The 12,177-nt window shown below is 47.2% G+C and carries 12 protein-coding genes; 8 read left to right on the top strand and 4 right to left on the bottom strand.

The features are described from left to right. Positions 1 to 150: 150 nt before the first annotated feature. Positions 151 to 2,046 carry a sensor histidine kinase gene (locus GC130_RS09855; RefSeq protein ID WP_151998131.1) on the top strand — a complete coding sequence of 632 codons (1,896 nt, stop codon included), beginning with the start codon at positions 151 to 153 and terminating at the stop codon, positions 2,044 to 2,046. Between the two features lie 67 nt (positions 2,047 to 2,113). Further along, positions 2,114 to 2,836, top strand: a complete 723-nt coding sequence (locus GC130_RS09850; protein ID WP_151998130.1) for a response regulator transcription factor — start codon at positions 2,114 to 2,116, stop codon at positions 2,834 to 2,836. On the opposite strand, the gene GC130_RS09845 is transcribed toward GC130_RS09850, so the two are convergent. Continuing rightward, complete coding sequence (locus tag GC130_RS09845; RefSeq protein ID WP_151998129.1) at positions 2,833 to 3,393, bottom strand: thioredoxin family protein; 561 nt, start codon at positions 3,391 to 3,393, stop codon at positions 2,833 to 2,835. The genes GC130_RS09850 and GC130_RS09845 overlap by 4 nt on opposite strands. A gap of 362 nt (positions 3,394 to 3,755) precedes the next feature. On the opposite strand from GC130_RS09845, the gene GC130_RS09840 reads away from it, so the two are divergent. Together GC130_RS09840 and GC130_RS09835 are read left to right on the top strand one after the other, a co-directional pair. Next, positions 3,756 to 5,366 carry an amidohydrolase family protein gene (locus GC130_RS09840; RefSeq protein WP_151998128.1) on the top strand — a complete coding sequence of 537 codons (1,611 nt, stop codon included), beginning with the start codon at positions 3,756 to 3,758 and terminating at the stop codon, positions 5,364 to 5,366. A gap of 127 nt (positions 5,367 to 5,493) precedes the next feature. Continuing rightward, positions 5,494 to 6,540, top strand: a complete 1,047-nt coding sequence (locus GC130_RS09835; RefSeq protein WP_151998127.1) for a tetratricopeptide repeat protein — start codon at positions 5,494 to 5,496, stop codon at positions 6,538 to 6,540. On the opposite strand, the gene GC130_RS09830 is transcribed toward GC130_RS09835, so the two are convergent. The 3 genes from GC130_RS09830 to aspS are packed head-to-tail and all read right to left on the bottom strand — an operon-like array spanning position 6,532 to position 10,309. Continuing rightward, the gene (locus GC130_RS09830) at positions 6,532 to 7,410 is read right to left on the bottom strand and encodes a glycerophosphodiester phosphodiesterase family protein (protein ID WP_151998126.1); all 879 of its coding nucleotides are present in this window, start codon (positions 7,408 to 7,410) and stop codon (positions 6,532 to 6,534) included. The genes GC130_RS09835 and GC130_RS09830 overlap by 9 nt on opposite strands. Before the next feature lie 36 nt (positions 7,411 to 7,446). Next, positions 7,447 to 8,556, bottom strand: a complete 1,110-nt coding sequence (locus GC130_RS09825; RefSeq protein WP_151998125.1) for a BamA/TamA family outer membrane protein — start codon at positions 8,554 to 8,556, stop codon at positions 7,447 to 7,449. Position 8,557: 1 nt separating this feature from the next. Beyond that, positions 8,558 to 10,309 carry an aspartate--tRNA ligase gene (aspS, locus tag GC130_RS09820; protein ID WP_151998124.1) on the bottom strand — a complete coding sequence of 584 codons (1,752 nt, stop codon included), beginning with the start codon at positions 10,307 to 10,309 and terminating at the stop codon, positions 8,558 to 8,560. Positions 10,310 to 10,432: 123 nt separating this feature from the next. Between aspS and GC130_RS09815 the strand changes: the two genes are divergently transcribed. The 4 genes from GC130_RS09815 (at position 10,433) to GC130_RS09800 (ending at position 12,049) form a co-directional block, all read left to right on the top strand. Further along, entirely contained in the window at positions 10,433 to 10,663 is a 231-nt protein-coding gene (locus GC130_RS09815) for an addiction module protein (RefSeq protein WP_151998123.1), read from the top strand. Beyond that, entirely contained in the window at positions 10,660 to 10,959 is a 300-nt protein-coding gene (locus GC130_RS29225; protein WP_151998122.1) for a type II toxin-antitoxin system RelE/ParE family toxin, read from the top strand. The genes GC130_RS09815 and GC130_RS29225 overlap by 4 nt, the downstream gene beginning before the upstream one ends. Before the next feature lie 77 nt (positions 10,960 to 11,036). Beyond that, positions 11,037 to 11,594 carry a hypothetical protein gene (locus GC130_RS09805; protein WP_151998121.1) on the top strand — a complete coding sequence of 186 codons (558 nt, stop codon included), beginning with the start codon at positions 11,037 to 11,039 and terminating at the stop codon, positions 11,592 to 11,594. Next, positions 11,591 to 12,049, top strand: coding sequence for a nucleoside deaminase (locus GC130_RS09800; RefSeq protein ID WP_255471520.1), 459 nt, complete (start codon positions 11,591 to 11,593; stop codon positions 12,047 to 12,049). The genes GC130_RS09805 and GC130_RS09800 overlap by 4 nt, the downstream gene beginning before the upstream one ends. Positions 12,050 to 12,177 lie beyond the last annotated feature (128 nt).

Here is a 12,177-nt window from a genome sequence, read left to right as displayed (position 1 = left end):
CGGGGTATATTACACTAACCTTTTCCCGAAAAAGAAGTCCGTTCAACTGGCAGGCTGTTTTACAAAATATTTGATTAGTACTATTCTAAAAGGAAAAAAACCAATAAAAGCCTATCTTACCGGAGCCAACAACTTATACCGTAAATCTTCATGCGACCGAAATTGTGTCTTGCCGCATTGATGCTTTTTTTCTCCCTAAGCTCAAGCAGCCAACCCGCCTACATTGACAGTCTTGAAAATGTACTGAAAACCGATATTCCGGACACCAGCCGGATCAACATCCTCAACGAGCTGGCCGAAAAATACCGCTACTCCAATCCGGAAAAGATCTACCAGTACAGTCATTCGGCCAGGGCAAAAGCACTGACCAAAGCGTTCGCTCCAGGTCTCACCAGATCCATGTATAATCTGGCTATTTATTACGAGACCTACCGAAGCGAAGACTCACTTCAATACTATTTCGAAAAATCCCTGCACCTCTCTGATTCGCTCGGCGACAAAAAATACCACACCCTCACCATGAACAGCAGGGGCCTTTATCTGATATCGAAAAGAAGGTTTGAGGAGGCAGTCAACATATTTTATGACGTGCTGAGAAGCCACGAAGAAGCTGGAAACCCTTATGGAGAAATGGCTGCTCTCAATAATATTGGTCTTGTATTTATGGAACTGCATCAGTATGCTAAGGCGATCTCCAACTTCAAAAAGGCTTTACCAAAAATTCCGGAACCACATCCTGTGGTGCTCAACAACATCGGCTCTTGTTATGGTAGCCTGTCTCGTTACGACTCAGCCGAATACTTTGTCACGTGGGGTATAGAACGGGCCAGAGCAACCAACAACCTGCATGCGGAAGCAAACGGCTTGCACATCCTGGGAACGGTTTACGAGTCAGCGGATGACTATAACAGGGCACTGGAGACATTCTTGACAGCAGAAAAAATACGTGAGAAAGTGCCCGGCACTGCTATGCAAATAGCCGACCTGACCAATATTTCCAACATTTATGCCAAGCTCAAAAACCCATCGAAAGGCATTGAGTATGGCAATAGAGCATTAAAACTGGCTGAGGACGATCAGGTAGACTACAAGATTGAAAACATATATGAGGCACTTGCCTTGAACTATGTGGCGGCCGGAAACTTTCAGCGAGCGACAGAATTATACAGGAAGTGGGGTGTTGAAAAAGACTCTTCCTATGCGAAAGCTCAGTCGGAGGCGCTAGCAGAAATGCAAACAAAATATGAAACCGAAAAGAAGGAGCAGGAAATACAGATCAGAGATTTGCAGCTTGCCGAGCAGGCTTTGCTTATCCAACAAAAGAATCTCCAGCTTTACGCATTCATTGGTGGAGTGGTCGTTTTGCTTATCCTTTTGTACCTGGGCTACAACAGACTAAAACTACAGCGAAGGGTGCAGCAACTGGAACTGGTTCAAAAAATTCAGTCAGAGCGAGAACGCATTTCAAGCGACCTCCACGACCACGTAGGCGCTCAGCTGACAAGTATTCTCTCTGGCCTGCAGATTACGGATCAAATTGAGGGATTCAGGAAAGATGAAGAAGTGCAAAAAATCGTGAGCAGTCTGAAAGCAGATGCGCAGGACACGCTCACAAGCCTTCGTGACAGCATCTGGAGCCTGCATCAGAGCGAAATAACCCTGGCAGATTTCGTCGACCACGTAGAGAGGTATCTTTCCAGCACCCTTAAGTACAGGCCGGATCTTTCGTTTGAAATTATCAACCACATAGCCTATCCCTACAAGCTCGCCCCAAGGGAAGCGCTCAACATTACACGGGTAGTGCAGGAGAGTATTCAAAACATTACCAAACACTCTCAGGCTCGTCGCATCATCTTGGACTTGTCCTTGAAGGATTCCCTGGTGATAAGAATTTCCGACGACGGAGTGGGATTCGATACCGAAGCCATGGCTAAAGGCGAACACTATGGCATTGAAAATATGAAACGACGTATGGAGGAAATTGGAGGGGGCTTTAGTATCTCATCCGTAAAAGATCAGGGGTCTACCATTAGCCTCACAGTTTGATTTACCCCAAATTGGGTATTGGGCCAATTGGTTCTTTACCCCACCTTTGACACTGAACAAAAAAGCTATGGCTATTCGTATTGCATTGGTTGAGGATAATCCGTCGCTGCGAAAGCGATTCATCGACAACTTTAAATATTTCCAGAGTATTGACCTGGTAATTGTCAGTCCAACCGGGGAGGACTTTCTCAACAAAATGGAGCAATCCTCCGCACAAGAACTTCCACAGGTTGTTCTCATGGACATTGAATTGCCCGGCATCGATGGAATAGAAACGACCAGCCGCCTTAAACAGTCGCTGCCAGATATTGAAGTAATGATGCTCACGGTGTTTGAGCAGCCCGACAAAATATTCAGCTCGCTGAAAGCCGGGGCGGTGGGCTACATGCTGAAGGATGAAAGCCCAGCTAATATTGTAAAAGCTATTGAAGAACTGCTGGAGGGCGGTGCTCCGATGTCGAGAACTATCGCCCGCAAAATGATCGGCTTGATTAGTTCAGACCCAAACCTCGGCGAGGATTCGAAACTGAAAGATCAGGCCATTCAGGAATACGGACTCTCTGAGCAGGAAGTGAAAATAATCCAGCGGCTTGTGGACGGAAACAACTACCTCGGTATAGCTGAAGGGCTCTTTATCAGCCCTCATACCGTAAAAACACACATCAAGAACATCTACAGGAAACTTCATGTGCACAGTCGAGCCTCGGCCGTGAAGCTGGCCATTGACAAGAAAATAGTGGGAATGGTGTCACTGGTTTTGGCAGCAGCCGTAAAACTGCTGTCGGTCTAGCTCTTCCACTTAATATTGCAACCCAGCGACGGCATCTGCTCGTCTTCCTTCACGGTGTCGCCAAGCAAAACAGCATCCAGCGCATTTCGTAAGTCTTTTCCAGTCAGTGGCTGTCCATTTCTCGGTGTGCTGGCATCAAGCCGCCCCCTGTAAACACACTTCACTTCGCTGTCAAACACGTAAAAATCTGGCGTGCAGGCAGCCTGATAGGCTTTGGCAATCTCCTGGGTTTCATCATACAAATAGGGAAAGGAAAAGGCTTTCTCCTTTGCCTTGATTTTCATTTGCTCAGGCCCATCCTCGGGATAGTTCACCACGTCGTTTGAGCTGATGGCCACAAAACTGATGCCCTTCGATTGATATTCGCCAGCAATCGCCAGCACCTCGTCCAATACGTGAATGACATAGGGACAATGGTTACAAATAAACATCACCACGGTGCCTTTCTCAGCTTTGACATTGCTTAGCGAAAGGAGCTTGTCAGAAACGGTATCTAAAAGTTTAAAATCCGGGGCTTTGGTTCCCAGCGGGAGCATCGTAGAATAAGTACTGGCCATCTTTTGACTTTTATTTACTTAACGTGAGTTCGATATAAGAATGTCGTCATTCCGGAAAATATTGGCCTAAAATGAAAATGGGCCAATATTTATCCGGAATCTTAAATGTCTTGAGGCGGAGATTGCGGATAATTTTCTTCAGATCAGAAAAATATCTGAAGAAAATTTCCGCAATGACGCCCCTTGGTGATGTTTTGCAACATTTTTATACCGAACTCACGTTACTTAAAGACCTAAACAAGTAAAAAGTTCTGAAAACTAATAAATACGTTAAAATTACCTTCTGTAAAAAGCCCTGTTGGGTGGGTCGCCACTTATCTCTATCTTGATGAACATCTTCGAAAACTTAGTATATCCAAACCATGAGGCGACTTAAGAAACAGACCATATTCATTTCAGCTTTAGCGCTTTTTCAAATATTTTCCATTGGCGTTTCTGCTCAAAGGAGAAGTATTACCCCATCGCCAGCCAGAGCGGAGGGCGACGGCCCCTACACACAACTTATTATCCGTGGTGCCATCATGGTCAACGGCACCGGGGCGCCTCCAATCGGGCCGGTGGACATCGTTATCGAACAAAATAAAATCAAAAGTATCCAGACCGTTGGCTATCCTGGTGTTGAGATCAACGCCGAAAGACGCCCAAAACTCAAAGAGGGCGGGAAGGAAATCGATGCAGCGGGCATGTATGTGCTTCCCGGGTTTATCGATATGCACGGGCATATCGGCGGCGTGACGCAGGGAACTCCAGCTGAGTATGTCTTCAAACTCTGGATGGCGCATGGCATCACAACGATTCGAGAACCTTCGGCCGGCAACGGCCTGGACTGGACACTTGAGCACAAACGAAAAAGCCTGAAAAACGAAATCACTGCTCCCCGTATCCTAGCTTACACGGCGTTTGGGATGGGTAAAGAAGGGGGTATCAATAGCCCGGAAGAAGCCAGGCTTTGGGTGCAGGAAAATGCTAAAAAAGGAGCAGACGGCATCAAATTTTTTGGTGCCAGCCCCGACATTATGGAAGCTGCACTGCGAGAGAATAAGCGGCTTGGTCTGAGAGCTGCCTGCCACCATGCCCAAATGGACGTGGCCCGGGCCAATGTGCTCAACACTGCCAGCTGGGGCCTCACCAGCATGGAGCACTGGTATGGACTTCCCGAGGCTATGTTCGACAACCGCACCATTCAGGACTTCCGACTCGACTACAACTATCAAAACGAACAGCACCGCTTCGGCGAAGCCGGAAAGCTTTGGAAACAGGCAGCGGCACCCCATTCAGAAAAATGGAACGCAGTGATGGACTCACTCATTGAGCTCGACTTCACATTAGATCCCACCTTCAATATTTACGAAGCCAACCGTGATTTGATGAGGGCCCGAACTGCAGAATGGCATCAGGACTACACCCTTCCCTCGCTATGGGATTTCTACCAGCCCAGCAAACAATCACATGGGTCATACTGGCACTACTGGGGCACCGAAGAAGAAATTCAGTGGAAAGAGAATTACCGCCTTTGGATGACTTTTGTAAATGAATACAAGAACAGAGGTGGCAGGGTAACTACCGGTTCGGACTCAGGGTTTATATTCCAATTGTACGGCTTTGCCTATATCAGAGAAATGGAACTGCTGAGAGAAGCGGGCTTCCACCCTCTGGAGGTGATCCGCTCGGCCACTTTGTATGGAGCGCAGGCCCTAGGCATGGAAAAGGAGATTGGTAGCATCGAAGTGGGTAAGCTGGCCGACCTTGTGATAGTAGAAGAAAATCCATTGCAAAACCTTCAGGTACTTTACGGAACAGGTGCCATCAAATTGACGGAAGACAATGAAGTTGTAAGAGTTGGCGGCGTGAAGTATACGATCAAAGACGGCATTGTTTACGATGCCAGGCAACTACTCGAGGACGTGAAAACGATGGTGACGGAATCCAAAGAGGCAACCGGTAAGACCATCAAACAACCGGGCGTCAACTAAAATTTTAGCACCAGAGCATTTAATAACTGCTTAGAAACGAAGTAAACCTGTTAAAATTATCTTTTTTCAAGATTTTTTAGTATTATGAAGATTATTTGAAGCATCGCCTATATTATAGTATTATTAAATGCGTATCCCTGACCAACCCTTTTTACCAAAACCTATTTTTGAAAAGTTTCCTCTTTCAGCGATAGTCACTTTTGCAGTCCTACAGGTTCTTTTATTCGGTTGTATCCCCACTGAACCGAGCAGCGAAGGGAAAAAAGACAGGACAGTAGAGACAGGTCAAGCTTCAGTAGAAACTGATGCAGAACCCTTCGAGGCTCTTTCTCTTCTGGGCAAAAAACTAAAAAGACCGGAGCTTGCTGACAAACAGCGAGCGGCACTTGAAGAAAATCTGGCTAAGGCTAAGGCAAATTTCGAAGCGTATCCTGACAGCCTGGACTTCATCATTTGGTATGGTAGAAGACTTGCCTACATGTCGATGTACAAAGAGGCCATACAGGTATACACCGACGGACTAAGAGAATTTCCTGATTCGTACAGGATCTACCGCCACAGGGGCCACCGGTTTATTTCCATAAGGCAGTTTGACGACGCCATCAGGGATTTGGAGAAAGCGGCGTTTTATATGCGTGGCGAAGAAGCCATGATCGAAAAAGATGGTATCCCGAATAAGCTTAACATACCGTTATCAAGTACGCAGTTCAATGTTTGGTATCACCTTGGACTTGCTTACTATTTGAAAGGCAACTACGACAAGGCTATTTCTGCTTACAAAAAATGTATGGAGTTCTCCACCAACGATGACCTGCTGGTGGCTACCTCCGACTGGATGTACATTACCTACAGGAAGCTGGGAAATCTGCAAGCCGCTGACAAAGTGCTTGAGGCTATCAAACCAAAAATGAAGATCATAGAGAACGACTCCTACCACAAGCGCCTTCTCATGTACAAAGGTCTCCTACAGCCAGAAGATGTACTTAGCACTGACGAGGAAGATGGGGTTCAACTCGCCACACAGGGCTATGGGGTGGCTAACTGGTACCTGCTCAATGGCAACATCGAAAAGGGCAGGGACATTCTGCAGAAGGTGGTCGACGGGGAAAGCTGGTCTGCCTTTGGGTACATTGCCTCTGAGGTGGAGCTAACCAACCTACAGGCGCTACTTTAATTCGTTTCTCAGGGCCAACGCAACATCAGGGTAGTTCGTAATCACCCCGTCTACGCCCATGCCAAGTACCTTAATCATTTCATCGGTTGTATTAACTGTGTAAGGAATAACAGTCAAGCCTTCTTCGTGATGCCGTTGAACAAGCGACGCATTGATCATTTTGTGGTAGTAGTTTATTGACTCCACGTGGGTCGTAGAGGCCCGTCCTAGCCGGAACCTGTTATCCTGATGAAACGGAACGAAGAAAAGTGAGGTCTGGCTGACAAGCAGCTTTTGCAAGGGAATATTATAACCGCTGGCATGTGCCTCCTCCAAATATTTTGAGTCAAACGACTGAATGATGCACCACTCTTCGGCTCCATACTTGTGCACTTCCTCAGCCACCTGCTTTCCAAGCCCATCGTAAAGCCCTTCTTTTGGCCATTTGATTTCGATCAAAACCTTCACTTCACCGTTGATGCCTACAATGACTTCCGCCAGTGAGGGTGCCAACTCACCCTTGAATGCCTCGCCAAACCAGCTGCCTGCGTCCAGCGCACGAATCTCGTCAAAAGTCATGGCTGAAATAGCGCCTGAGCCATTGGTGGTTCTGTTCACTGTGGCATCGTGTATGACTATGAGATGCCCGTCTTTACTTCTGTGCACGTCGAGTTCGATCACATCAGCTCCCAACTCTATTGCCTTACGGAACGATGCCATGGTGTTCTCAGGAGCATGACCGGCCGCACCACGATGCCCCACGATGATGAAGTCCTTTTCTTTGATGTCGTCAATTGTGTGAGATTCCATATTGTTTGCCATTACTGGCCAGAAGAACCAAGCTAACCCGACAGCGATCAGGCCGAGCCCACCAAGGATATACTTTAGCATAACAGAGATTTGAGGATAATTTAAGCAATTAGGTGGTCAAAATGCCTCCGCAACGTTGAGATAAACAGCATAGAAGCCATCTGTTGCCACGCCGAAATCGAGTCGGAGGTTGAGCTTTTGATCCTTTATCGGCCTGAATCGCCCGCCAGCGCCAACCACAGCCTTCACCGGGGTTTGAAAAGCCGAAGCTATGCCCGGGGAAACATTTCCAACACCTGCAAAAAGCACGCCTCCCAGCCTCCAAAAAAGCGTTCTTCTCCCCTCCACCTGAAAATACCACGAGACTTTGTCACGGTACAGGTTTTCATTCTTAATTCCCCTCAGCCTGTCGTTTCCGCCTAGCTGCGGAAGCCTGTAAAACGGGATTTTATTACCAGCCACAGAGTTAATAACAAGCTGCAGACCCAAAACATGCTTTGGCGAGATCACTTCCCGAAAGTACCTTGAATCGATGTTCAACTGTGCAAAGGAATAGTTGCTGCCCACCACTTTACTAAAGTAATGGAGGTTGCTGGTCACGTACCATCCTTTTGAAGGGTAAAGGACATTGTCTCTGGTGTCGTAGATAAATATCGGCCCCAAACCATTCGTCCAGCCGCCATCGGTTCCCGATACTGCTCCAGTCTCCAGCACTGCCCCATCTTTGAAGTCGCTTAGCTTGTCATACCTGAAGTCGTACGACAATCCAAAAAAGTATTTTTCGTCCCTGATCTTCATCCACCGACCGTTCAGCTGGCCAAACTGATCCAGAAACATTTCCAGGTCATCCGGGTGCTTGTCATTTCCGATGCCGAAAAAAAAGTCAGGGTAGTTACGCACCCTCAGGGTATTGCTCAGGTAGGTAGCATTCTTAAAGTATTGCTCCGACCGCAGCGAGCTGATCACTTGCTTGTTGGCCGTGTAAATGAATATCGGAGCCAGTGTGCTGGGTCGCTTGAAGCTACTTGTGTCTACCCCCTTTTTGGGCAAAATCCACATGCCCATAAATCCGCCAAAGAACCTTGACTCGGGCGAATAGCCCAAAATAGGAGCCGCAATGACCTTCCCTTTTTTTCTGGCAACCGAATCCACCTTTTCCACGGTCTGACTTAGCCCAGCCCATGGTGCCAACAGAACCAGTAGAAAAAGAAGGTAAGAACCCTTCATCTTACGCCTTACCAACAGAAATATTCAGCTCCTTCAACTGCTCTCCAGAAATGGTAGAAGGCGAATCAATCATTACGTCCCTGCCCGAGTTGTTTTTAGGGAATGCAATAAAGTCACGGATGGAATCTACCCCACCAAACAAGGAACAAAGCCTGTCGAAGCCGAAGGCAATACCACCATGCGGAGGTGCGCCATATTCGAAAGCTTCCATCAGGAAGCCGAACTGCTTCTTGGCCTCTTCATCTGTAAAGCCAAGCGTTTTGAACATCAACTGCTGCGTTGGCCTGTCGTGGATACGGATAGAGCCACCTCCCACTTCAACACCATTGATCACCATGTCGTAGGCATTGGCCCTGATGGCACCTGGGTCGCTTTCCAGCAGCTTCATGTCTTCTTTCTTCGGTGCGGTAAAAGGGTGGTGCATCGCATGGAAGCGTTTTGTGTCCTCATCCCACTCAAGCAATGGAAAGTCGAGTACCCAAAGAGGTTTGAAATCGTCCCTTTTTCTAAGCCCTAGTTTGTTCCCCATCTCCAGCCTCAGCTCATTCATGGCTTTGCGGGTCTGGTTTTTGTCTCCAGCCAATACTAATATCAGGTCGCCAGCCTCGGCACCGCAGGCTGAGGCCCATTCCTTCAGCTGATCCTCTGAGTAGAATTTGTCTACCGAAGATTTGAAAGTGCCATCGGTATTGCATTTGAGGTAAACCATGCCTTTAGCTCCAACCTGTGGTCGTCTGACAAAATCGGTCAATCCGTCCAGCTCCTTGCGGGTGTACTCGGCGCAACCTTTGGCACAAATGCCCACCACCAATTCTGCGGCATCGAACACCTGGAAGCCTTTGCCCTGGGTAAGCGCATTCAGCTCCACGAACTCCATACCAAAGCGAATATCTGGCTTGTCACTGCCATATTTTGCCATGGCTTCATCGTAGCGCATACGGGGAAAAGCACCGAACTCCAGCCCTTTTTCTTCTTTAAAAAGAGACTTAACCAGCCCCTCAAAGATGTTGAGTATATCCTCCTGCCCAACAAACGACATCTCGCAGTCGATCTGGGTAAACTCAGGCTGGCGGTCTGCCCGAAGATCTTCGTCACGGAAACATTTCACGATCTGGAAGTAGCGGTCGAAGCCAGACACCATCAGCAGCTGCTTGAAAGTCTGGGGGCTCTGTGGCAAGGCGTAAAACTCCCCCGGGTTCATACGGGAGGGCACCACAAAGTCACGGGCACCTTCAGGCGTAGACTTGATGAGTACCGGGGTTTCCACTTCGATGAACTGGTTGCCATCCAGATAGCGGCGGGTGTACTGCATCATGCGGTGGCGCAGCTCGAGGTTGCTCCTTACGGAGTTTCTACGCAGATCCAGGTAGCGGTACTTCATGCGAAGTTCATCGCCACCATCGGTTTCGTCCTCTATAATAAACGGAGGTACCTTGGCGGGATTTAACACCTCCATCGCCGTCACTCTGATTTCTATGTCGCCAGTCGGCATTTTAGGGTTTTTCGACACCCTTTCTATCACTTCGCCGGTAGCTTTCAGCACAAACTCACGACCCACACCCTGTGCCATTTTCTGAATGTCGGCAGCAGTTGATCCTTCATCAAACATGAGCTGTGTCAAGCCATAGCGATCCCTCAAGTCGATCCAGGCCATGCCGCCTTTGTCCCGGAGGCGTTGCACCCACCCGCAAAGTGTTACGGTAGTTCCTACGTGTTCAAGTCTTAATTCGCCACAAGTGTGAGTTCGAAGCATTGCAAGTCGTTTTGAATTTTGGGAGGCAAAGTTAGCAATACTTTGGTCAAATGAATTTCAATTCTGTACCTATTTCAAATCCATATATCCGTTAAAGCTGTTATCTTTAATCAAACATTTATTATGAGTGCCGAAAACATAAAGGATGAGCTTCATCAGTTGATAGAAAATGCTGATGAGCAGTCTCTAAGAATTGTACTGGGTGTGCTAAAATCTGAAGAAACAGAAGCTGACTATGCGCTATCTAGCGAGCACAAAGAACTCCTTGACAACAGGCTCGATGAACATGAGAAAAACCCAACGTCCGGCTCTTCCTGGCAAGAAGTCAGAAAAAGAATAGAAAAGAGGATATGACCTTTGAGGTGGTTATCAAGCCAGACGCCGAAAGGGATATTTCTGAAAGTGCCATCTGGTATGAAAAGAAAGTAACTGGACTGGGGAGAGATTTTTTGGATGCCCTGGAGACTATGTTTTTGAGATTGGAGACTCGTCCTCTCATTTACCAACCCAGATATAAGTTGGTTCGAATGGCAAAATTAAAACGATTCCCTTTCTGCGTTCACTTCACAATTGAAAAGGAAAAAATTATCGTCCACGCTGTGTTACACACAAAGAAAAGTCCTCGTATATGGCTGAAAAGACAGAAATAAAATCGTCTTTTCGAATAGAATGACAAGAGCCTGATATTTTCCCTAGTTTTGTATGAACCAGAACGCTATTTAAGCCCATGAGATCATCATATTGCCTGTTCCTTTTTTTGGTCACCTTTACCGTTAAAGCCCAACTAAGCCCCACCAAAGTAACTGACTACATCACCGTGAGCCTTCCTTCCGACTTTCGTCCGATGAACGAGCAGGAGATCAACAGTAAGTATGTGTATACCCGCAGACCGATGGCTCTGTACACTGACTACGGTGTCACGGTCGATTTTGGCATCAACAGAGGTAACAACCAATGGGCCCAGGGTGACTTAAACATTCTGAAGGATTTTTATAAAGCCAACATTTCTTCTCTTTACGATGAAGTGAGTTTCACCAAAGACGCCATCGAAACTATCAACGGCCGGGAGTTTGCTGTATTTGAGTTTGTTGCAATAGTTAAACCTGAGGAAGACGCCATTACCAACGAATCAGCGCTCCGTACTTACAGCTATATTCAGTACACCATTGTCAACAACCAAACGCTCGTGTTCACGCTTTCATCGCCTTACCAGCATATGAGAAAATGGAAGGATTTGGCACCACAGATCATGCAAAGCGTATCCATCAAAAAGAACTTCAAGTGAGTGGGCTCACAGTTTTCAGCGACGATCATTTCATGAAAGTCGCTTTGCGTGAGGCCGAAAGAGCGCTGGAGGAAGATGAAATTCCTGTTGGCGCCGTCATCGTTTGCCAAAACAAAGTCATTGCCAAAGGCTACAATCACACGGAAAAGCTTACTGACGTGACAGCCCATGCGGAAATGCTGGCGATCACTTCAGCGGAAAACTACCTCAGCTCCAAGTACCTCACAGATTGCACATTGTACGTGACACTCGAACCCTGTGTGATGTGTGCGGGTGCTCTGCACTGGACGCAAATAGGCAGAATCGTTTACGGGGCCTCCGATTTACAAAGAGGCTATTCACTGCTGACTGAAAACGTGCTGCACCCAAAGACGAAGGTCTCGTCGGGAGTCCTCGAAGACGAATGCCGACAGCTGATCAACACCTTTTTCAAAAAGCTGAGGGGGAAGGAATAAACTCATCGATACTTCAATATACATATCTATTACATCAAGGAACTATACCCACCTTTTGGCGTTATTTATTTGGGCAGTTCTTAGTAGATTTACTGTTCAGTAAGATAAATGTTCAACCATAAAACAAA

It is taken from the genome of Imperialibacter sp. EC-SDR9, assembly GCF_902498805.1.
Taxonomy (GTDB): Bacteria; Bacteroidota; Bacteroidia; order Cytophagales; family Cyclobacteriaceae; genus Imperialibacter.
This window is presented reverse-complemented; position numbering and strand designations above follow the sequence as displayed.